This is a genomic window from Methylobacterium sp. EM32 (assembly GCF_040593685.1).
Classification (GTDB): Bacteria; Pseudomonadota; Alphaproteobacteria; order Rhizobiales; family Beijerinckiaceae; genus Methylobacterium.
Genome location: NZ_JBEXZS010000136.1, coordinates 54,716 through 77,723 on the forward strand (window position 1 = coordinate 54,716; position 23,008 = coordinate 77,723).

General features: G+C 67.3%; 15 protein-coding genes. 12 read left to right on the forward strand and 3 right to left on the reverse strand.

Annotation, left to right across the window (positions count from 1 at the left end; all coding sequences use genetic code 11):
* The first annotated feature begins 46 nt into the window (after nt 1-46).
* The 5 genes from ABZT49_RS17700 (at nt 47) to ABZT49_RS17720 (ending at nt 6,843) form a co-directional block, all read left to right on the forward strand.
* Complete coding sequence (locus ABZT49_RS17700) at nt 47-1,315, forward strand: MFS transporter (protein WP_355287591.1); 1,269 nt, start codon at nt 47-49, stop codon at nt 1,313-1,315.
* A 648-nt stretch (nt 1,316-1,963) separates the two neighbouring features.
* Nucleotides 1,964-2,794 (forward strand): hypothetical protein, encoded by an 831-nt coding sequence (locus ABZT49_RS17705; protein WP_355287592.1) that lies wholly within the window; start codon nt 1,964-1,966, stop codon nt 2,792-2,794.
* Nucleotides 2,791-3,402, forward strand: a complete 612-nt coding sequence (locus ABZT49_RS17710) for a hypothetical protein (protein ID WP_355287593.1) — start codon at nt 2,791-2,793, stop codon at nt 3,400-3,402. The genes ABZT49_RS17705 and ABZT49_RS17710 overlap by 4 nt, the downstream gene beginning before the upstream one ends.
* Nucleotides 3,403-3,411: 9 nt before the next feature.
* On the forward strand, nt 3,412-5,235 hold the full coding sequence (locus tag ABZT49_RS17715; protein ID WP_355287594.1) for a KGGVGR-motif variant AAA ATPase: 1,824 nt from the start codon (nt 3,412-3,414) through the stop codon (nt 5,233-5,235).
* 402 nt (nt 5,236-5,637) lie between these two features.
* Entirely contained in the window at nt 5,638-6,843 is a 1,206-nt protein-coding gene (locus ABZT49_RS17720; protein ID WP_355287628.1) for an ABC transporter substrate-binding protein, read from the forward strand.
* Nucleotides 6,844-6,942: 99 nt separating this feature from the next.
* Here ABZT49_RS17720 and ABZT49_RS17725 read toward each other — a convergent pair whose 3' ends face one another.
* The 3 genes from ABZT49_RS17725 to ABZT49_RS17735 all read right to left on the reverse strand — a co-directional run bounded on the left by ABZT49_RS17725 (nt 6,943) and on the right by ABZT49_RS17735 (nt 10,241).
* Complete coding sequence (locus tag ABZT49_RS17725; protein WP_355287595.1) at nt 6,943-7,770, reverse strand: glycosyltransferase family 2 protein; 828 nt, start codon at nt 7,768-7,770, stop codon at nt 6,943-6,945.
* Nucleotides 7,771-7,861: 91 nt separating this feature from the next.
* Nucleotides 7,862-8,443, reverse strand: coding sequence for a PAS domain-containing protein (locus ABZT49_RS17730; RefSeq protein ID WP_355287597.1), 582 nt, complete (start codon nt 8,441-8,443; stop codon nt 7,862-7,864).
* Nucleotides 8,444-9,002: 559 nt separating this feature from the next.
* Nucleotides 9,003-10,241, reverse strand: a complete 1,239-nt coding sequence (locus ABZT49_RS17735; RefSeq protein WP_355287599.1) for a Hint domain-containing protein — start codon at nt 10,239-10,241, stop codon at nt 9,003-9,005.
* Between the two features lie 527 nt (nt 10,242-10,768).
* Between ABZT49_RS17735 and ABZT49_RS17740 the strand changes: the two genes are divergently transcribed.
* The 7 genes from ABZT49_RS17740 to ABZT49_RS17770 all read left to right on the forward strand — a co-directional run bounded on the left by ABZT49_RS17740 (nt 10,769) and on the right by ABZT49_RS17770 (nt 22,559).
* Nucleotides 10,769-11,455 carry a hypothetical protein gene (locus tag ABZT49_RS17740; protein ID WP_355287601.1) on the forward strand — a complete coding sequence of 229 codons (687 nt, stop codon included), beginning with the start codon at nt 10,769-10,771 and terminating at the stop codon, nt 11,453-11,455.
* 65 nt (nt 11,456-11,520) lie between these two features.
* On the forward strand, nt 11,521-12,561 hold the full coding sequence (locus tag ABZT49_RS17745; protein WP_355287603.1) for a glycosyltransferase: 1,041 nt from the start codon (nt 11,521-11,523) through the stop codon (nt 12,559-12,561).
* A 102-nt stretch (nt 12,562-12,663) separates the two neighbouring features.
* Nucleotides 12,664-16,359, forward strand: coding sequence for a glycosyltransferase (locus ABZT49_RS17750; protein WP_355287605.1), 3,696 nt, complete (start codon nt 12,664-12,666; stop codon nt 16,357-16,359).
* Between the two features lie 71 nt (nt 16,360-16,430).
* Nucleotides 16,431-17,525, forward strand: coding sequence for an FkbM family methyltransferase (locus ABZT49_RS17755; protein WP_355287607.1), 1,095 nt, complete (start codon nt 16,431-16,433; stop codon nt 17,523-17,525).
* A complete protein-coding gene (locus ABZT49_RS17760) occupies nt 17,522-18,286 on the forward strand; it encodes a hypothetical protein (protein WP_355287609.1) in 765 nt (254 codons plus the stop codon). The genes ABZT49_RS17755 and ABZT49_RS17760 overlap by 4 nt, the downstream gene beginning before the upstream one ends.
* The gene (locus ABZT49_RS17765; RefSeq protein ID WP_355287611.1) at nt 18,283-19,347 is read left to right on the forward strand and encodes a GSCFA domain-containing protein; all 1,065 of its coding nucleotides are present in this window, start codon (nt 18,283-18,285) and stop codon (nt 19,345-19,347) included. The genes ABZT49_RS17760 and ABZT49_RS17765 overlap by 4 nt, the downstream gene beginning before the upstream one ends.
* Nucleotides 19,348-19,424: 77 nt before the next feature.
* Complete coding sequence (locus ABZT49_RS17770; protein ID WP_355287613.1) at nt 19,425-22,559, forward strand: rhamnan synthesis F family protein; 3,135 nt, start codon at nt 19,425-19,427, stop codon at nt 22,557-22,559.
* Nucleotides 22,560-23,008: the final 449 nt, after the last annotated feature.

Sequence of the window (23,008 nt, forward strand, 5' to 3'; positions counted from 1 at the left end):
TCGATACGCGGGGCCGCCGGCCCGGAGGCTCGAGCGGGGGGACGCGATGAACCAGGGACCGCCGAGCCTGCACCGGTCGCGCTGGCGGTTCTGCCTGTTCACCCTCCTCTATCTCTACCAGGGCGTCGTCGCCGGCTTCGGCCTCACGGCGCTCGCCAACCACTTCGCCGCGTCGGGCGCCTCCGCGGCGGAAGTCGGCCGCCACCTCGCGCTGGTCGGACTGCCCTGGGTGCTGCAGCCGCTCCTCTGGGGGCCGGTGATCGACCGCGGGACGCCCCACCGCATGGGGCCGCGACGCGCCTGGCTGGTCCTCGCCCTCCTTGGGGCGCAAGCGAGCCTCGCCGGCCTGCTCCTCCTCGGCGCGCAAGCGGGCCTGACCGCGATCAGCCTCGTCCTCGCCCTGCACAGCCTCGCCGCGTCGCTCGCCGACACCACCACCGACCGCATGATCGCCGGCAGCGTGCCGACGGACGAGCTGGGGCGCACCAGCGCGGCGACCCGAGCCGGCTTCGTGATCGGCAGCGCCGCCGGGAGCGCGGTCTTCGCCTGGATCCTGGCGGCGCACGGCTTTCCGGCGGCGGCGGGCGCGCTTCTCGGGCTGACGACGCCGCTCGCCCTCGCGGCCCTCCTCGTGCGCGAGAATCCGGGCGACGTGCTCCTCTGCCTGCGAGGTTTCGCCCCGCGGCAGCGGCGAGCCCCGGGGGGCCTTGCCTTCGCGAAAAAACTTCTTTCCGCGTTCCGGCGGCGCGACGCGGCGCTCCTGCTGGCGATGTGCTTCTCGATCGATCTCGGGCTCGCGCTGTTCCAGGTGCCGTTCGCCGTCGCGCTGGTGCAGGTCCATGGCTGGGACGCGGAGGGTCTCTCGCGCCTGCAGGCGCTGCTCGCGCTCCTCGGCGGTACCCTCGGGGCGGCGGGAATCGGCGCCGCCGTCGACCGGATCGGGCCGGGGCGGGCCCTACGTCTCCTTCTCCTGGCCTGCGCCGCGGCGTTCGCAGCGGCGGGCGCGCTGATCGCGGCCGGGCTGGAGGCCGCGGCGGGCCCGGTCATCCTGGGCCTCGCCAGCGTGGTGCCGGCGCTCCTCTACGTCGCGCTGCAGCCGGCCGTGCTGCTGGCGAGCCGCGCCGGCGGCGCCTCGGCGACGCAGTTCCAGATCTACATGGCGGCGATGAATCTCGGCGACGTGACCGGTGCGGCCCTCGCCGGCCCGCTGGCCGCGGTGCTCGCCTCGACGCTGGTCGCGTTCGGCGTCGCGGGCCTGTTCCTGGCCTGCGCGTACTGGGTGACGGATTGGCGGGCCGGCGCGGACGGCCGATAGGACAGATGCGAGTCGACCGGATGCCGACGCCAGCCAAATCCCGCAGCGGTCCCCGACCGCGCCGCGTCGACAGGGCTGTCTCGAACGGGCAAGATGCGTGCCCCGCGATCGTCGCCGGGCGGCGGCGACCGCGACTCCGCGGAGGGCTTGAAGGGAGGCTTGCGCGCGTCGTCGAACGGAGCCGCCCGCCTCCGTCGCGAACCCGTCTCGAGGCACCGTCCGGATCTTGGATCGCCGCGGTGGAGACGCCATGCCGTCGATCCGGGGCACCTCCTCCGTGCTGCTCTCCCTGGCCTGACCCGTTCTCCGGGTTCAGCGTTCGCCAAGCCAGCATCCCCGTGCTCGGGGAACTCGACTCGGGCGACCATGATCATCTTCGGCAAGACAGAAAATCGCCATTTCGAAAATAGGCCGTCAAACTTTTGATTTCTTGCGAAAATTAATTATTTTGATTGATATAAATATTTTACCTGAGTATGACGACAAAAATTCTTCGCCCTTCGAAGTTCAAAGATCGCTTGCGTCGTAAGATGCCAGAACGTGCCGGATCCCAGATACCTCCTCTGCGTCATCTACCATCTTGATTTGCCGTCGATTAAGGGTAGATAGAGGGCTGCGGAACCTTTTATGCGCAGAGAAGAAATTTAGATGGGCGACGTGTTCGAACTCGCTGAAGCAAACGGGCCTCGAATCCGTGCAGAATATGCCACGATCGTCCAACAGCTCGCTCCGGACACCAGTGCCGAAGATCTGTCATCCCGAGTGCGCACCAGTGCTCAGATCGCCATCAACATGCGTCCGCACGTTGCAGCAGCATTTTTTCGAACAAATTATTATGGCAACATTTACGAGGTCGCCCACAGGACTAGCAAACTGAGCGGCCGCGACCCTGATCGGGAACTGCGCCGTGTGCTCGGCAAATTTTACGACAAGCGCATCGCGTTCGATCGAGCAATGAACTTGTCGACGAACATCGTCTATGCCGCGCTGAATATGGGCGGATTAGGCTGTTATACTTATGGTCACATCTGCGTGGTGTTGTCGGGCCGCGCTATCAACAAGCCGGGCATCGCCTATCTTCGCGCCGACAGCCTTTTGAATTACGTGGATGACACTGGGAAGGTAAACGAGGATCGTATTTCTTGTGATGTCTGCTTGAGTGATGCCGTCGCCCATCTTGTCTGCATCAAGCATGTTTCTGATCCTAAATTTGCAGATTCTCTGTCTTGGCCAGAAATGATCTGCAACGACAAGATCTATATAGAGGCTTTTCTCTTGAGTAGGCCGGTCGTTGAGGAAGTTTGCGAAATCAGGATAGCAAAACATAAATACGATGAATTCATGGATCTCGCGCTCTGCAGTAGTTATCGCTCACCGAACGGAGACGCCGAGCGCGCATTGTCGCAAGATTTTATTGATGTTATTCTGGCAGCAAAAGAGCGGGGTGTCAGAATCGTTGTCATCGAGGCTATGTCATGATGAAACTACAACATGTCTCAGAGGTGGACGGCTGGGCTATCGTGGTCGATAACGATAGATTTTTGCTCGTATCGCCACCTTATAAAATAGAAAATATCGATCAATTGGATAATGATCAAGTTTATAATATTATTAAATCGGGCAACTTCGTCACGGAAAATCTGATTTTTGATTCGTTTTCGCAATTGAAGAGCCATCTCGATGAGACGGTCAGGAAAAAAAGATCGCAATATGCCCCCCTTCTCGATGACAGATCCATCGCCGCGAAGGCGCTGGAGGCTGCATCCGAAGAAGATCTGTTGCGCTTCTTGAACAAAATCGACAACGATCTGATCAAACAATCATCCGCCGATCGGGCAGAAGGGCTGATAATTCAAATTATAAGTCTGAACAGCGATTCGATCACCAAGGAGGTGCGATCACGGGCCGCCGGCCTGTTGACGGCCATCAAGAACGAACGCATGTCCGAGCCGGTCTCCGCGGTCAATCCCGTCGACATATCGAAAAAATACCCGCGTTCGACCGCGCGCTACGGCAAGGAAGCACTGCTCCTGTTGGCAGAGCGACTCTCGCAAAGGCGTAGCATCTTTGCTTTCGCGCCTTCTTAGGGGAATGAAGTGGAAACGATCACATTTTATTCCTATAAGGGCGGCGTCGGGCGAACCTTGGCACTTGCCAATGTCGGACATTATCTCGCACTTCTTGGAAAGCGCGTTCTCGCACTTGACTTCGACCTGGAGGCACCAGGCCTTCATTATAAGCTGATTCCCGACCCGGCCGAGAGACGGAAAATCACATCAGGCTTGATCGATTACATTGACGACCTCTTCAAAAATCGTCCCACCCAGCCACTGTCCGACATCGTCGTCGATATTCCGCTGTTGAAGGGCTCGGAAGGCCAGTTGCGCCTGATACCGGCCGGGAACGCACCGAGTCCGCCTTACTGGACGAAGCTCTCCGGATTCGATTGGCAGCAACTGCTCTACGGCGGGTCGGCCGAGGGCGCGCTGCTGTTCATTGAACTGAAGGAGCGCATCATCCGCGAACTGAATCCCGATTTCCTCTTGATCGACGCGAGGACCGGCATCACGGAGACGGGTGGAATTGCAACGACGCTGCTCGCCGACAAGATCGTATGCCTGCTCACATCGATGCCGGAGAATCTGGAAGGAGCCAGGTCGGTCCTTCGCGCGCTCCTGAACTCTCCGCGACCGCCGGGAATGGCGCGCGCCGAGATCTATCCGGTGCTCTCGCGGCTGTCGGCCGACGCCGCCATGGAAAAGAGAATCGTCGATCAGACATTGAATTTCTTGAACGAGCCGGCATTGGAGATGGAATATACATTATCATTTGACGATCTAATGATTCTCCATTCCGACGCCGAGTTGCTGCGCGGCGAGCGAATCCTGGTCGGAGGCGGCAACACGCCCGAAAAATCGCAACTCCTGCAGGATTATCTGGGTCTTTTCTCCAAAATAAGCTACGAGACGATTCGAAGCAGTACGGCCCCGATCATCGATCGGGCGCTGAGAAATTTGATCGACTTCCCAGATCAATCCCAGAAAGAGATCGAGAATCTGGCCTATTCGTTTAATGCTCCGGAGGCTTTCAGAGAACTCGTAAAAGTCTACAGGCTGAGGAATGTGTCTGGGGAACAGATGCTGTCGGCCACCTACAGGCTCTGGCTCTTCCGGCAGGAATCCGACTTGCCGTTGCTCAACAGCTGCATCACCTCCAGCTTCAAGGAAATTTTTAAGTGGTCTCAAATCGGGCGCACCGTCAATCTCGATTTTATCGAGGATGTCTGGATGCGCGCCGACCTGCCCAACCCCAAGCTTGCGGTCGACCTTGCCAAAAGTTTCAACAATTTCGACGAGCAGGAGCGCGCGCTGAAGATTCTGCGCCGGGCGTTCGATACATCCAGCGCAAACGATAATGATAAAGTTTTTGTCCAACTTCTCGGTCAACTGACAATTCTTGAAAAATTCCAAGAAGGCAGGTCGATCGTCAACAGTAATTTGGATAGGGTGCTTTCTTCACCCCTCCTCTTGACTGCCTGGGCCAAACTCGAGCTGACGAAATCAGATGGCGACCTGCCCGACGCACTGACAACGGAGCAGGCTCTGGCCCTGCTGGAAGAAGCGGGTGAAGTCGAGACGTTCGTTCGCTTGCTGAATCGGTCCGGCAGGGTCGCGGAAGCCCGCGCGCGCGCGGAAGCCCTGCTCATGAAGGCCGTCACGACCGGCGAAGGCGAGGCCATTTTCGTGAGCGGCAAGCTGCTCTCGGAGAATGGCCGTGCATCCGAACTATCGATGATGCTGCGGCGCCGCTTCGACGAGGTGACGTCGCGGAGGATCGAGAACGCGATCTTCTCGGACGACGAACACATCATGCCGTCCTCGTATGATTTGCGGGACCGAGATTCCATGCGATATCGCTGAATCCGGGCTCCCTGCCGCGGGGGCGGCCCTCTGGTGTCTCCCGTCCCGACGGCGATCGTCGGAATTGTCCTGTCGCAACGAGATGCAGCGGAAGCCGGGAAGGGTGTGACAATCCTCCCGCCCATCAGTAGCCCGCTGCGGTTGCCGGACGGTCCACGCTCGACCTGGCGCCGAGCCGGGCCCGACATCTCGAGTTCGTGCTCGTCCGGCCGGGCGAATTCATGCCCGCGACGCGGCCCGCTCGCGAAACCCACCTGCGGCAGCCGAGCACGACGCCCCCAGATGCTCCCGCCCTAGCGATGAGGCCGCGACCTGCGGCGTGGTCCCATCGTCGCGCTTGACGATCACCATCAAAAGCCCCCTTCTGCCCCGATAAGATCGATCGACCGGGAGGAGACCATGATGCCCATGAAGCGGTTGCTCGTGTCCGCCGGCTGCCTCGTGCTGTCGGCGCTGCCCGCCCTGGCTCAGACCAAGGTCAAGATCGGCGTCCTGAACGACATGTCGGGCGTCTACTCGGATATCGGCGGCAAGGGCTCGGTCGTCGCGGCGCAGCTGGCGGCGGAGGACTTCGCGGCGATCAGCAAGGACGTCACCGTCGAGATCGTCTCGGCCGATCACCAGAACAAGCCGGATATCGGCGCCGGCGTCGCCCGGCAATGGTACGACCGCGACGGCGTCGACGCCATCTTCGACGTGCCGACCTCGTCGGTCGCCCTCGCGGTGAGCCAGGTCACGCGCGAGAAGAACAAGATCTTCATCGATTCGGGCGCCGGCACCACCGACCTGACCGGGTCGCAATGCTCGCCCAACACCATCCACTGGACCTACGACACCTACGCGCTGGCGAACGGCACCGGCGGCGCCATGGTCAAGCGCGGCGGCGATACCTGGTTCTTCCTGACGGCGGATTATGCCTTCGGCCAGTCGCTCCAGAGCGAGACCGCCGCCGTCGTCACCCGCAGCGGCGGCAAGGTCCTCGGCTCGGCCAAGGTGCCGTTCCCGGCGAGCGACTTCTCGTCCTTCCTGATCCAGGCGCAAGGATCCGGCGCCAAGGTGATCGGGCTGGCCAATGCCGGCGGCGACACGATCAACGCTGTCAAGCAGGCGCACGAATTCGGCATCACCGAGGGCGGGCAGAAGCTCGCGGCATTGCTGTTCTACGCGCAGGACGCCAAGGCGCTCGGCCTCGAGACCGCCAAGGGGCTGGTGCTGACGGAGGCCTTCTACTGGGACCTGAACGACGGGACCCGGGCCTTCTCGGAGCGCTTCGCCAAGCGGGCGAACGGCAACATGCCGAGCATGAACCAAGCCGGCGTCTATGGCGGGCTGATGCACTACCTGAAGGCGGTCGCGGCGACGAAGTCGAAGGACGCGAAGGTCGTGATGGAGTGGATGAAGGCCAACCCGACCGACGATCCGCTGTTCGGCAAGGGGCTGGTCCGGGCCGACGGCCGCACGATCCACGACATGTACCTGTTCGAGGTCAAGAAGCCGTCCGAATCGAAGGGCCCGTGGGACGTCTACAACAAGCTCGCGACGATCCCCGGCGAGCAGGCCTTCAAGCCGATGAACCAGGGCGGCTGCCCGCTGGTGGGCAAGAGCTGACCGCGGGCCGGTCGGCGAAAGGCGAGAGCGCGACCGGGCGGGTCTTTCGCCCGGTCGCGGCCGGTCCGCCACCCTCGGGGGCCGGGCGGCGACGGAGGCTCAGGCGCCGATCCCGGACGCGGGCTGCATGTAGAAGCGCATCAGCGGCTTGAACCTCTGCGCGGAGGCGTCGTCGATCTCGCTCCGGTCGTGGACCTCGAACATCATCCTTGTTTTTTCTTCGTTTTCCAGCTTGCCGTCGTCCATCCCGAAATAGCCCCGCTGCGATTTCGTCCAGTAATAGTCCCTCGATCTGACGTGGTAGTGGTTGATCCGCATCTTGCTGTAAGTGGGCAGCCTGTCCTCGAAGAATCCGTAGGGCGGCACCATCGGGAGTTCCCGTCCGGCATCGTCGACGGTGCCGTCTGCCACCTCGAAGAGATGGGACGTCCTGGCCCGGCCTGCTTTCTTGAGGTTCACGATCGACTTCACGTGCCGATTGTACAGGAAGTCGTCCGGGGCCCGGCGGGTGAAATTGTCGATCATCAGCCCGTCGGGCTGCGCGACATGCCCGTTCGATCCGTAGATGTGCCAGTGGACGGCGATCGCCCCGACCTCGCCGAAGCTCGCGATCGTGTGCCGGATGTCGGTGCCGTCGACCGGGTAGAGGAACTCGTCGGCGTCGATGAAGGCCATCCACGCGACGTCGTTTACGTATGACGCGACAACCTCGTCGTAGAGATCGGTCTGCGCGGCCCTCCCGGGCCGGGCGACGAGATCGATGCTGCGCCCGTCGCGAAACGAGGCGACGATGCCGGCCGTATCGTCCGTGCTGCCATTGTCGACGAGGATGATCTTCTCGAAGCCGACGGCGCGGTGAAAGGCCAGCCACTCCCGCAGGATCGATGCTTCGTTTTTGACGGTGCAGCACACGGCGGCATAGATCATCGCGGCTCCCCTTCGGTCGTCTCGGAATCGCGCCTGCGGCCCCCACGACGAACGTCCGCCTGCAGGCGTCGCCGCGCGATCGGGCCGTGATCTAGTGGGCCAGCTTGCCGAGCTCCCGGCCGAGTTCCAGGAGGACCATGTCCACGAGGCGCAGCAGGAAGGGCTTGCGCGCCGTCGCGATCACCTCGCGCGCCGAGATGCACAGCTCGGCCGCCCTGTCGAGCGGATGAACGTCCGGAAGATCGCGAGCGATCGACGGAGCCTGGCCGTCCAGCTTGCTGTTCGTGATGTCGACGATGATGCCGCGCGCCCGCATCGGGCGTCCCTCCGCATCGTGATAGTAGCGGGCGCGGACCAGGGCCCACTTCTCGACACCCTCCTCCGGCTGCGTCCGATATTCGGCGACCAGGGTGCCCGTGCCCTGCATCGCGCCCCGGATGGCGTCGTTCATCCAGTCGCGGTCACTCGGATGATGTCCGGATACGAACATATCGAGGCTGTAGCCCGATTGGCTGGCCGAAGCGGAGTCGATCCCATACAGACTCGCAACGATGTCATCGCAATAGATCCGGTCGTTCGGTATATCCCAGTCCCAGCTGCCGACCGCTTGCGGGATATCGACGAAGCGCGGCCGCAATGCCTCTCCGGTCAGCAATCTTCCCGATGCGCCCATGTGGCCCCCATGCCGGCGAGAACGTTCAATCATTCAGGATGCCACTGGATATACCGCCGATGGGTGCGTGTCTTCACATTTTTATTTGTGGAGAGAGATGAAAGCGCTGCTGATCATTCAAAATATATTTAAATGATATCGCGATTTGGCGAACAATGAGTCAAGCGCGCACAGGCTGAGGACGGTGCACAACTATCTGGTGTGCTAGAATTTAGGTTGCGGCTATCAATGGGGTTCGAGTGCAACCACAGGATTTGTCGATCGCAATATGCGCCTAATCAGGTTGCGTGCCGGACAGGTCACGGCGGGATTTCCCGGTTCAGACGTTCGGCGGGCATGCTGCCAGTGCAAGGCGATCGAACCCAGCGAGGACTGTCGCGATGAGGAGAGCAGGACCATGACGGTCACACGATCGACTGTCCGGTAGCCCTGCTATTCTGTGAAACGCTGTCGTCTTCAGTAAACGAAAGTCGATATCTTCGCTCTAGTCTCTGCGTTCACCGCGAGCAACGGCGCGGGTGCGGCAGGGCGCGCGGCGCCCTGCCTGGCTCGCGCCCCGTCAGGCGGCGAGAGCGCGGCTCTCCGCCGCGGGTCCGGCCGAGGCCTGCGACGCGTAGACGCCGTCGCCGGCCCAGTGGCTCGCGGGCACCAGCGCGACCTCGAGCGTCACCTCACCCCGCGCGCCGGCCCACAGGGCGGCGGGCAGCACGGCGCTGCCGTCCGTCCAGCGCCAGAGGTCGCCCGCCTGCCCCTGCACGAAGCTGAAGCCGGCCGCGAGGGCCGGATCGTCGAGCGCGACGTCGCGGGAGAAGCCCAGCCCGTCGCGCACCGACAGGCCTCGCAGCGGCACGCCGAGGCGGCGCCGGTCGCCCGATGTCGCGTCGAGCAGGTAGGGGGTGTAGGTGCGCGACATCAGGTGCAGGCTGCGCGTCCCGGCGGGGAGCGCGAAGCGGGCGACGTCCCCGCTCACGACCGGCCGGATCACCGCGCCGTCCGCCACGAGGTGCAGGTCGGGATCGCAGGAGATGGTCCAGCCGAGCGCGGCCGCCCGGGTGGCGAGCTGGGCGCGCACCGCCGCGACGAGCGCGCCGCCCTGCACCAGGGGCCGGCAGAAATCGGCGTGGCTGCGGGGCGCGAAGTCGGGATGGAGCGTCACCGGGTCGCTGCCGTTCTCGAAGCCGGAGCGCACGCCGGTGTCGAGGAAGCTCTCGGCGGGCAGGCCCTCGGCGAGGAGGACGTCGTGGCTGTCGAGCTCGACGTGCCAGTAGGTGACCTCGTCCACCGGCACCTGGGCGATGGTGGCGCCGTTCACCAGGTGCTTGATCGGGATCAGCACCTCCGCGACGACGCTCACGCAGACGGCATGGTCCGGCGAGAGCCAGAGGTCCCGCTCCGGCAGGCGGTCGCCGAAGGCGCCGGCCAGGACCCGCACCGGCCAGACGGCGTGAGGGTCGCGGTGCCGGTCGCAGGCGACCCGGCGGCGGCCGATCCAGCGCACGGGGCGGTGCGCGCCGGCGGCGGTCACCACGAGGTCGCCCGCCGCCAGCGCCTCGACCGGGACGTCGCCCTCAGGGGTGCGAATCAGCGTGCCGGTGGCGAAGCACGGGGTGTTCGGCCCGACCGGCGCGGTCACGTTGGCGGTGGTGACGGGGGTCAGCACGCCGAGCGCCGGCGCCGCCACGCCGGACACGCCGATCGTCACCGGCGTGACCAATCCTCCGCCGGTCACGTTGAAGTAATAGACGTAGTCGTTGGTGCCGACCGGGCTGTATCCGAGATAGCTTCCCGTCGCGCCCACCGCCGTCACGCCGCCGACGTTGAGATTGACGCCAACAGTCGAATTCGGCTGATCGATGCTTCCATTGATGGTGACGGGAGTAGCGCCGGACAGAAGGTTCGTTCCAGTGAATCCTCCGAGCGCGTAGATGCCGGTTGTCGCCTGACTGGCGCCGAAGACTGTGTTGTCGAAGGTTACCGCCACAGCAATTCCCCCACTTGGTTGGCCCGGCCATCAACGCAACCCGGAGTTGAGGTGTCAAGCCGAGGTTGCGCAGCTTGGCGTTGTGGTCTGGAGAAAAAATCGCGTGTTGCGAGCATGCCACAATCCTCTCGGGCGCGGGGTGGATCGCCGGAGGAGTGATAGCTTCGTCGAGGATCGGCGGGGCCGGAGTGCCTAAATCTGGGATTGCAAAAAAATTTGTGTGCAACCAACATGGGTCAACCCACCGATCCGGGCCGGGCAGACGTCGTTGCTTGAGCGCGCGTTGCCGCACCCTGGTTTCGCACAAAAATCCTTATGTCAGAGAGTTCACACAAGGAACTCGCATGTCCGCATTCGGTACAGAGACGGCCATCATCAGTCTCGGCGTGTCGTGCCAGACGGCCTGGCAGATCGATCGGCACGTCGATCTCCTGTCGGACTTGCTCGGCGAGCCGCTGGTGAAGGCGACCGGGCCGTTCGACTGGCTGATCATGCCGCCGGCGAGCTTCGCCAGCTGGATGGACGCGGGCGGTCTTTTCCCGGACCATCCCGGGGAGATCGTGGTCCACCCGAATTTCTACTGGCCCCGGCACAACCTGCATTTCTGGCACGAATTCACCCGGGACGGCGTGGTCGCCCTCGACGAGACGTTCGCGCAGACGAAGATGAAGTTCAGCTGCCTGCTCGACAGGTTATCGGGGCTGAAGAACTTTCGACGCTGCCTGATCTTCGTCTCGAACACCCAGTCGAACCTCGACGAGGTGGTGCGCGTCTCGCCGACAATGAATTTCCATTTCGGCCGCGAGGCGATGGCGGCGCTGACGCGGGCAGTGCAGGACACGATCGGGCCAGCCGGCGAGGTCCATTTCGTCACCGACCGTGACGGGACGGGCGCCGATCCGGACCCCACCTGCCGCATCCACCGGCTCGACCACCACAACCCGCACGTGCTCGGCGACGACGCAGCCTGGGCGGCCGTCTTTCGCGAGGCGGTCCGGCCCCGGACGGCGTCCGACCGCGAGGCAGCCTGAGCGCCGTCAACGACCCCGCATCGCCGACCACCGCCCCTCTCCCGCTCGGAACGGATGCCCGCCTCATGTTCGAGAGACCGCTCACCATCGTCGTCACCGGGACCGTCGAGGACCGGCTCAACACCAATGCGGCGATCAGAGCTTACGTGGCGCGGGGCTTGCGCGATCTCGGATCGCACGCTGTGGTTGTAAAGGAGATCGGCTGCGAGGCGCTGGCGAGCTTGCGCGGGGCCGACCGCGTGACGGCCGATCTGGTGCTGGCGGTGGGCGGCGTCGCGGTCGATGCGAGCAACCTGCGCAGCCTGCGCCGCTTCGCCGACCGGGCCGGCGCGGTCCTCGCCTTCTGGCTCCACGACGACCCCTACGAGTTCGACTACGCCTTTCGCCTGTGCGGCGTCGCCGACATCGTGTTCAGCACCGACCGCTGGGCGGCGATGCATTACGGCGACGTGCCGGCGGCGCACCTGCCCCTGGCGGCCTGTCCGCACACCCATCTGCGGCCGGTCGATCGCTCGGTCCCGCGCGACCTCGCGCTGTTCTTCTGCGGCTACGCCTACCAGAACCGCATCGATTTCCTGCGCGAGGGCGCGCCGGTGCTGCGGCGCCACCGCACCGCCGTGTCCGGGGACCAGTGGCCGCAGGACCTGCCCTTCGCCCGCAACGAGCGCCTGTCGCCCTCGGCCTTCGCCGAGACGGCGGCGCGCGCCCTCCTCACCCTCAATCTCGGCCGCGATCTCAGCATCGCCAATGCGCGCTACAACCTGGCGCCCTCGACCCCCGGCCCGCGGACCTTCGAGGTCGCCCTGATGGGCTCGGCGCAGCTCTTCGTCGCCGAGAGCCTGGAGGTGCTCGACTACTTCGAGCGCGACCGCGAGATCATCCTGATCGACGGCGCGCGCGACCTGGAGCACTGGCTCGAACGGGCCCGCGACGAGCCCGACGCCCTCCTCGCGGTGGCGGCGCGCGCGCAGGAGCGGGCCCTCGACGAGCACACCTACGCGCGGCGGGCCGAGACGCTGCTGGGAGAGCTGCGCCTGCTCGGCCTGCTGCCGCGCCGCGCCGCGGCTCCGGAGGCGATGCCGCCCCTCGCGATCGCGGCCGAATAGGCGACGAACCCGAAGCGACGAATCGAAAACCGGCCGATCCGGAGCGGCAACGGGCGGGCGCAACGCCCGTCCCGACCGCCACACCATAGGCACGTCATGAGCATGACATTCCGCATTCTCGTGCTGGACACCGCGGCGCAGACGCACAACTCCTACATCGCGCTGGCGATCGTCGACGCGCTGCAGCGTCACCCGGCGGTGGCGTGGGTGAGCCAGGCCGATTACGGCAACGCCATCGATCTCTTCCGGCGCGGGGGCTGCGACACCCTGCTGGCGCTCGGCGGGTCCGGCGGCGACCTCGCGGTGCTCGGCCGCCTCTGCGCCATGGCGGACCGCTCGGTGCTCTGGACCACCGAGGATCCCTACGAGCTCGAGGAGAACCGGCGCGTCGCCGCCCCCTTCGACCTCGTCTTCACCAACGATCTCGGCGTCCTACCCGCCTACGGGGCGAACGCGCACCACCTCCCGCTCGCGGCGAGCCGGCTCTTCCACGACCTCGCCCCGATCCGCGACGACGACGCCTTCCTGTACGACGTCTGCTTCGTCGGCACCGCCTGGCCCAACCGGGTGCGGACGATCAACCGCATCATCGACGGGCTCGACCGGCCGCTGCGGATGAAGATCGGCCTGCCGACCAACCCGCACCTGCCGCCGGTGGTGCTCGGCGACGGGTCGCTCCTCACCAACTGGCGGGTGCCGAATCCCGAGCTCGCCCGCATCGCCAACCGCAGCCGGATCACGCTGAGCCTGGAGCGCAAGTTCTCCTCCGCTCGGGCCGACCAGGCGAGCGGCACGACGCCGCCGCCGCGCCTGTTCGAGAACGCGCTCGCGGGCGCGTTCCAGATCGCCCTCGGCGGCCGGGCCGAGGCGACGCGCTACTTCACCGAGAGCGAGATCGCCTTCTGCGACAGCGAGGACGAGCTGCTGTCGGCGATCACCTGGGCGCTCGACCACCCGCAGGAGCGCATCGCCATGGCGCAGGCCGCCCGCGAGCGGGCGCGGGCCGAGCACCTCTACGACCACCGCGTCGCCGCGATCCTCTCGGCGCTGACCGGCGTCGCCGCCCCGGCTCCCGCGCCGGCCGTCCGGGCTCCGGCCCGCAAGCGGGTCCTCCTCGTCACCCACAACGTGGCCGGGAACCTTCCCGGCGGCGGGGTCGAGGTCTACCAGCAGGAGCTCGCCGAGGGTGCGACGGCCTTCGACGTCTACACCCTGTATCCCCGGGTGGTCGACGGCGCCGCCGCCTACACGCTGATCGCCCACCGCACCGGCGAGCAGCACCTCTACGGCGTTCCCCACGCCGCCGGCCTGGAGACCCTGCACGACGCCGCGCACGAGCGGGTCTTCGAGCAGATCCTGGTCGAGAACGACATCGACCTCGTGCATTTCCAGCACCTGATCGGCATGCCGCTCTCGCTGCCGCTGATCGCGCGGGCCTGCGGCGTCCCCTCGCTCTACACGCTGCACGACTTCTACCTCGTCTGCAGCCACTTCAACCTGCTCGATTACCGCGGCGGCTACTGCAACATCGCCGGGCGCTCGCCGACCGAGTGCGACATCTGCCTCTCGGCCAAGGGCATCCCGGCCGGCGCGCAGCAGCGCCGGCGCAACTTCGTCGCCCGGATGATCGAGGCCTTCGACGTCCTGGTCGCCAACTCGCCCTTCACGGCGAACTACCTGCGGGCGATCTACCCGGAGGTGCCGGCGGAGCGGATCAGGATCGTCGAGATGCTGACGCCCGAAAGCCACCGGGCGCCGCCGGCCAGCCTCCCTGCCGGCCTCCCCGCCGCGGAGAAGGCCCCGGCCGGCACGACCCTGCGGGTGGCGGTGCCGGGCAACTTCACCCGGCCGAAGGGGGCGGACACGATCCTGCGCGTCCTCGCCGCCCTGCGCGACGAGCCGGTGGAGTTCCACATCCTCGGGGCGATCCCCGATCCGGACCTCGACCGGCACCTGCGGGCGCTGGCCCTGCCGCGGGTGACCATCCGCGGCGGCTACGCGGCGCAGGACCTGCCGCGGCTGATGGCCGGGATGGACGTCTCGCTGCACCTGTCGACCTGGCCCGAGACCTACATGATCTCGCTGAACGAGGCCCGGGACGCCGGCGCGGTGCCGGTGGTCTCGGATCTCGGCGCGCCCGCCGAGCGGGTGCGGGACGGCATCGACGGCTTCAAGGTCTCCCCCGACGATGCCGGCCACGTCTGCGACATCCTGCGCTCCTTGAGCCGCGACCGCGAGCGCCTGGGGGCGATGCGCGACGCCGCCGCGTCCTGCCGCAGCGTGTCGCCCGCCGAGCACGTCGCCGCGCTCTCGGACGTCTATCGCGGGCTGATCGCCGGAAGCCCCGTCCGCCCGCCCGCGGTGACGCTGCGCCCGGAGCGCGACTACATCCTGAGCCTGCGGGCCTGCGGCCTGCGCACCAACACGCCGTCCTGGGTCCAGGCCGGCAGCGGCTGGGACGCGCCGCCCCAGCGCCCGGCCCGGGAGGCGCAGGCCCATACCCTGTGGCGCACCTTCCCGGCGCGCTTTTCCCATCTTGCGCGCCTGGAGCCGGACCACGACCGGTCCCGCCTCAGCATCGACGCCGTGCAGGGCGACCACCAGCCGGCGGAATGGCCGCGTGTCGTGCTGCGCCGCGCCCTCTCGCTGCGCGGCTGGGCCTTCGTCGAGGGACGCGGGCGGCCGCTCGACGTGATCCTCCACCTCAAGGGCGAGGCCCGCGAGATCTACGCGGTGAGCCCGCCGGTGGCGCGCGGCGACGTCCGGGCGCATCTCGCCGCGCCCGAGGCCGAGGCGAGCGGCTTCGCCTTCGATCTCGACCTCCACGACCTGCCCCCGGGCGCCTACGCAGTCCGCCTGCTGCAGATCTACGACGGCGTCGTCGCCGATCTCGGCCCCCTCGGGGAGGTCGCGGTGACGCGCGGCGGGGCGCAGGCAAGCGCCCGGGACCGTCTTCGGGAGGCGTCCGGCGCCGCACCGGGCCCGGATCTCGACCCGGTGCGCGGGGCCGCACAGGTCCGCACGGTCCGGGGCGACGGCGCGGTCACCCGGTCCGAGCCCGGCGCCGCTTCCGCGCCGAACGGAACGCTGTGCCTGGAGGGCTGGGCGGCGGACCGGGCCGGGCGGCGAGTGCTGCCGGTCGTCGCCCTCGGCCTCGTGCGGCCGGGTACACCCCCGGTCTGGGTCCGGGCGGCGCGCTGCCGGGCGCCCGCCGCCGTCGCCGCCGCCGACCCGCTCCTCGCCTTCGGGGGATTCCAGGCGCAGGTGGCGCCCGGCCTCGCGGCGCCCAGCCTGTACCGGGTCGTCGTCGCCCAGTCGGACCGCCGCGAGACCCTGCTGCACGAGACCGGGCAGGCCGTGCTGGTCCGCCCCGACCGCGTCGTGGGCCCTTGCGAGACGGCGCCCGTCGCCGAGGAGCCCGACCGTGCGCCGCCGGAGCACCGGATCGCCCTCGACGAGGTCGAGACCGGGCCGGGCGACGCGGCGGAGGGCGACCGCCACCTCTACCTGCGCGGCTGGGCCTGGGTGCCGGCCTTGGGCGCCGCGGATGAGCTCGCGCTCGACCTCGTCGGGGCGACGGCCTCGCTCCGCGCCAAGCTCTCCCGGATGCGGCGCGACGACGTCGCCGATCATCTCGGCGTGCCGGAGGCGGTGTGGGCGGGCTTCGAGGCCCTGGTGCCCTGCGGGGCGCTGCCGCCCGGCCGCTACGCGGCGCGGCTGCGCTACGGCGCCGGCCCGGATGCGGCCGTGCTGCCGCTCGACCTCGTCCTCGACCTCGCCCTGCCGCTCGCCGCCTGACGTCCCCGCCAGAAGCCTCGCCTCAAGCCTCGCCCCGCCCCGAAGCCCCGGGAGAAGACAGGACCATCCGCATGACCATCAGCGTTCACAAGGCCCGGCACGGGCTCCTCGCGCATTACGCCGAGGATCGCGTCATCGGCCAATCCCTGCGCCATTACGGCGAGTGGGCCGAGGAGGAGATCCACCTCGTCTCGCACTTCGTCCGGCCCGGCGACGTCGTGCTCGATATCGGGGCGAATGTCGGCAGCCACGCGGTCGCGTTCGGCCGGATGGTCGGCGAGACCGGCCGGGTCATCGCCATCGAGGGGCAGTCCCGGGCGAGCGACGTGCTCGCGCTCAACATCCGCCTGAACGGGATGGACCGGATCACCCGGATCGAGGGGCTGATCGGCCGCGAGTCCCGGGTGATGCGCCTCGACGCCGCCGCGCAAGGCGGCACCGACAATCTCGGCTGCGTGTCGTTCCGCGGCGTCGTCGGCGCGCCGGAGACCGAGCGGCCCGCCCTGCCGGTCCCGCTCTTCACGGCCGATTGCCTCGCCCTGCCGGCCTGCCGGCTGATGAAGATCGACGTCGAGGGGATGGAGCTCGACGTGCTGCTCGGCGCGACGGGCACCATCGCCCGCCACCGGCCGGTGATCTACTTCGAGCAGACGAGCCCGGTGAACTTTGCCGAGATCGTCGCCCTCCTGACCGGCGCGGGCTACGGCCTGCGCTGGCACGTCGCCAACCCGTTCAACCGGCGGAACGCCAACGGCTATCCTCTGAACATCTTCGGCGGCACCTGCGAGGTCAACGTGCTGGCCGTCCCTCAGGAGGACGCCTGGACGCCCCCGCCCGGCCTCGACCTGCCGCCGGTCGAGGGCGATCGCTACGACCCGCCGCCGAGCCCGACCGGCCTCGAGGGCTGGAGCCTGCCGGAGGACGCCTATGCCGATCTGCCCCCGGTGCTTCACCACGCGATGATCGCGCTGCCGGTGCCGGAGGGTTTCGTGTCCCGGCACGATCACGAGCAGCTCGAGCTGCGCTTCCGCGACCTCGAGCGCGACCGGATCAAGGCGCAGGAGATCATGGATCACCAGGCCCGGATCATCGCCGGGATGCAGGCGGCCGCGCAGGCGATGCCGCCGGTCGCTGCCGGCCTCGCCGGGGAGCTCGTGCCCGCATGATCCTCGCCGAGCCCCGCCCCGCCGCTTTCGCCGCCCGCGACATCCTGCTGATCGGCCACAGCCACACCCAGTGCATCGTGGCGGCGCTCCAGGCCCGCGCCGCCCCGGTCGGCTGGGGCATGATCGGGCTGCCCTCGGGCGGCAGCCCCCTGGTGGCGACGGAGGACGGCATCCGCCTCGACCCCGCGATCGAGGCGGATCTGCGCCGCCGCATCGGACCGGGCACGCTGTGCATCTCGACGATCGCCGGCAACGCCCACAACGTGCTCGCCCTGATGGCGACGGAGCCGCCCTTCGACTTCCACATGCCGGGGGAGACCGGGCCGCTCCTGCCCGAGGCCGAGCCGATCCCCTACGCGACCATCCGGCTCTCCGTCCGGCAGATCCTCCACGAGGGCGACCTGTCGATGCTCTACGCCGCCCATGCGGCGGTGCCGGAGCTGCGCTTCCACATCGAATCGCCGCCGCCCTTACGCGACGAGGCGCTGATCCGCGCCCGGATGGATCCGTACTTCCTGGAGCGCTACCCCGCGGCGCGGGTGGCCGATGCGCGGCTGCGGCTGAAGATGTGGCGGCTGCACTCCCTCCTGTTCGCCGAGGCCTGCGAGGCGCTCGGCATCACCTTCGTCCCGGCCCCGAAGGCGGCGATGGACCCGGACGGCTTCCTGCGTCCCGACCTCGCGCACCCCACCAGCTCGACCCACGCCAACGAGACCTACGGCGCGCTCGTCGCCGACCAGATCGAGAGGCTCGCCCGATGAAGCACCCCTACGAGCAGGCGCCGCCCTACACCAAGTGGCGCCACGCCGTGGCCGCGCCGGCGGCCGCGGCCGTCGATCCGGGAATCGGCTTCCCGTTCCGCCTGAGCCGCCGCGACCGGGTCGCCACGGCGGGAAGCTGCTTTGCCCAGCATATCGGACGCGCTTTGCGCGCCCGCGGCTTCTCGCACTACGTCACCGAGACCCCCCACCCCTTCGTCGCCAACGTCGCGGCATCTTGCGCCTACGACCAGTTCTCGGCCCGCTACGGCAACGTCTACACTTCGCGGCAGATGCTGCAGCTCGTCCAGCGGGCGCTCGGCCTGTTCGAACCCGCCGACCGCACCTGGGCCGGACCGCAGGGCGGCTGGCACGACCCCTACCGCCCGACCGTGCAGCCCGGCGGGTTCCTGTCGGTCGAGGAGCTGGAAACCGACCGGGCGCGGCACCTCGCCTGCGTGCGCCGCCTGATCGAGGGGCTCGATTATCTCGTCTTCACCCTCGGGCTCACCGAGGCCTGGGTGTCGGCGCGCGACGGCGCCGCCTATCCCCTCTGCCCGGGCGTCGCCGCCGGCCGGTTCGATCCGGCGCAGCACCGGTTCGTCAATCTCGGGGTCGACGAGATCGTGGCCGACGTCGAGGCGTTCCTGGCGCTGATCACCGCGGTCAACCCCGCCGCCCGGCTGATCCTCACCGTGTCGCCGGTGGCGCTGGCGGCGACGGCGGAGGACCGGCACGTGCTCGCCTCCAACACCTATTCCAAGGCGGTCCTGCGGGTCGCGGCGGATGTCCTGGCGCGCCGGCACCCGGAGACGATCGGCTATTTCCCGTCCTACGAGATCATCACCGGCATCCAGAGCCGCGGCGCCTACCTGCTCGACGACCTGCGCTCGGTGAGCGACGAGGGCGTGGCGCAGGTCATGGCGAGCTTTGCCCGCAACGCCACCCGGGAGGCCGAGCCGGCGCCCGCCGCCGCCCCGCCCGTCCCGCGGCCGGACGGCCTGTTTCGCGACCTCGCCCGCCTGATCGCGGCGGAATGCGACGAGGCGATGCTCGGCGCCTGACGTGCCTCGCCGGTCGCGGGGGAAACGGCCGATCGGCCTTCACCGATTCTGCACGCAAAAGACCTAACGGGGGCACAATGACCGTCCTGCATGTCCAGTCCGGCGCCACGATGAAGCACTTCGACTTCCAATGGTACGCGCAGCAGAACAACCTCGTGATGAGCAATGCGCGGATCTCGACGCATTACGAGGAGGTCGGCCGGCAGCGGGGATTGAGCCCGACGCCGTATTTCGACGCGCGGTGGTATGCCGGCGCCCACGGTCTCGGCCTCGCGGACGGCCTGTCGCCGTTCGAGCATTTCGCGCTGTTCGGCGCCGAAACGCTCGCGGATCCGCACCCGCTGTTCAATGCGAAGTGGTACTGCTGGACCTACATGGACGGTGAGAGCGGCATCCATCCGCTGTTCCACTACATCGAGACCGGCTGGAAGCAGGGCAACGATCCGCATCCGCTGTTCCGGGGGCGGTGGTATGCCGAGAGATACCTCAAGGACATCGACCACATCGATCCGTTCTACCACTTCCTGACCGAGGGACACGGACGCGGCTGCCAGCCCAACCCGCTGTTCGATCCCGGCTGGTACGGCGAGACCTACCGGCTGGGACGCGACGACAACAGCCTCGTCGACTACATCTACGGCGGCCATGCCGCGCGCGATCCCCACCCGCTGTTCGATTCGCGCCACTATCGCGGCGGCGTCGATTGCGGCGGGCTGAGCCCGCTCGAGCACTACCTGACCAAGCCGTCCGACGTCAGCCCCTGCCCGATGCTCGACGTCGACTTCTTCGGCAGGCGCGCCCGCCGGCACCGGCGCTACCGGGAGGTCGCGCATCTGCCCGCGCTCGTGCAGTATATCGAGCTGTCGCGAACCGGCGGCATCGATCCGCACCCGCTGTTCTCGACGGCGTTCTACGTCGAGCAGAATCCCGACATCAAGGAGAGCCGGGTCGAGCCGCTCACGCATTACGCCAAGTCGGGCGCGCGGGAGGACCGGCAGCCGCATCCGCTGTTCGAGCCGGACTATTACCGCGAACAATATCCCGACCGTCCCGACGGCAACCCGCTGGCCGAGTACCTCGCCGGCGTCGCAGAATCCGGAGCGCGGCCGCGGCGCGCCTCCCGGCCCGACACGGTGACGCGGCCGCTCCCGCCGAGCCGGACCGTCATCGACATCGCCGATCTCGGCGCCCTCGGCGGGCGCCTGCCCGACGAGGCCGCGATCGGCGTCTTCGCCCACATCTTCTACAGCGATCTCAGTGAGTACGTTGCAAAATACACCAACAACATCCCCGGCAACTGCACGATCTACATCTCCACGACGACGCTGAGCGACGCCAAGCGGATCAACGCGGTCTTCGCCGAACGGTCGCTGCACCCCTTCGTCATCCGCGTCGTGCCGAATCGCGGGCGCGATATCGCGCCGCTCGTGGTGGCGTTCCGCGACGTGCTCCGGACCTGCGACGTCGCGCTCCACATCCACACCAAGAAATCGAAGCATTACGACGGCGGCTTCGACCAGTGGCGCGACTACCTGTTCGAGGCGAATCTCGGCACGCCGGCCGTCGTCGAGGCGATCCTGTCGGCGCTGGCGCGGCCGGAGATCGGCGCGGTGGCGCCGGACCATTACGGGCCGATCAAGCCGCTGATCCAGTGGGGCGGCAATTTCGACACCGTCTCGCGCCTGTTCCGGCTCTGCGGCGAGCGGATCGGCACCGAGGCCGTGCTCGACTTTCCCAGCGGATCGATGTTCTGGTTCAAGCCGAAGGCGCTCGAGAAACTGCTCGATCTCGAGCTCGACTATTGCCATTTCGACCCGGAGGCGGGCCAGGTCGACGGTACCCTGGCGCACGCGATCGAGCGGAGCTTCTTCTCCTTCGTCGAGATGGCCGGGTACGAGTGGGTCGTGCAGACCCGATCGGCCGACGACGCCTCGCCCGGGCCACACCGCGCCAACCACCCGATCGGCAACCGCTTCCTGCCGACGGACCGCGACCTCGGCCTCACCCGCAAGTACTACCCGGAATGCACCGAATACCTGGTGCGCCCGAGCCCCGTCACCAAGCCGCGGCTCAACCTGCTGATCCCGCTCATCGACCAGAAGAAGGGCTATGCGGGGATCGCGACGGCGCTCGAGGTGTTCGCCGCGCTGCACGACGCGCTCAAGGATGCGTTCGACGCCCGCATCATCGTGACCGACGTCAGCATCGGGCCTCACTACGATCCCCCGCCCTCGTTCGAGATCGTCTCGCCGCTCGCGCAGGACGTTGCCGGGCGGAACACGATCGTCGACGCGTCCCGGCGCTACGACTACCCGGTCTTCTTTCGCGAGACCGACATCCTGCTGGCGACGGCGTGGTGGACGGCGAGCGGCGCCCTCGACATCCTGCGCCAGCAGGCCGAACTCTTCTCCGTCCGGCCCGAGAAGTTCCTCTACCTGGTGCAGGATTACGAGTGCGGGTTCTACCCGTGGTCGACGAAGTACGCGCTGGCGGAGCGGACCTACCGCCAGCCCGACACGGTCCTGCCGATCTTCAACACCGGCCTCCTGCAGGAGTTCTTCGCGGCGAATCATCAGCTCGAGGGCGGCTACGTCCTGCATCCCGGCATCAACCGCAACATCGACCGCCACATCGTCCGCGACACGCAGAAGGAGAAGATCGTCCTGCTCTACGCCCGGCCCCATGCCGAGCGGAACTGCCTGCACTTCCTCGACATGACCGTGCGCACGGTGATCGACGCGGATCCGGACTTCTGGAGCGACTGGCGCTTCGTGGCGATCGGCGAGGATTTCGACGCGGTCGAATTGCGCTGCACCGACCGCATCGAGATCCTGGGCCGCCTGTCCCTCGCGCGTTACGGCGACCTCGCCTCCCGGGCGGCGCTCGCGATGTCGCTGATGATCTCGCCCCATCCGAGCTATCCGCCGCTCGAACTGGCCCATGCGGGCGTGCGGGTGCTGACGAACAATTACGGCACCAAGGACATGGCCCGCCTGCACGACAACATCACGGCGTTCGAGTCCTTCGATCTCGACGCCGTCGGCCGCACGTTGCGGGGCATGGCCGGCGCGTGGACCGACGACCCGGCGATCGGCTGGCGCGGGAAGGACAGGGCGGGCTGGTTCTTCGGCGGCCACACCAATCTCGGCACGATGATCCCGCGGCTCGCCGACGCGGTGCGCGGGCTGGGTACGCGTCGCGACGGGGCGTGAGAACCGGGCGCCAAGGTTGGGTCCGCTGAGCGCGCACCCGGTTCTCTCTGGTCGCGGTCACACCCTCCGCGTCATCCCGGGGCCGCGCAGCGGAACCCGGGATCCATAACCGCTGACGCTGCCGGACGAAGCGGAGCGCGCCTCGACTTTTCCTGAGACCTCAGCGGTTATGGATCCCGGGTTCTCGCTTGCAGCGAGCCCCGGGATGACGTGGAGAGTTGTCGGTCTCTATGTCAGGTCGATCGCGCGATCGATCAAGCAGTCTCCAAGAGAAAGCGCTCAAGCAGGTCTTAAGAAAATCCGTTAGATCCAAAGCGTGGACTCCCCTCGCCGCGCCGGACGGCAAGGCGCGGCCCGCGGCCCCTGCCGCCAATGCGGGCCGCCCATGCCCGCAATCCCGCCACCCCCCGGGCTTGCAATCGGCATAAAAATCTCGCGTCTATCGCGCC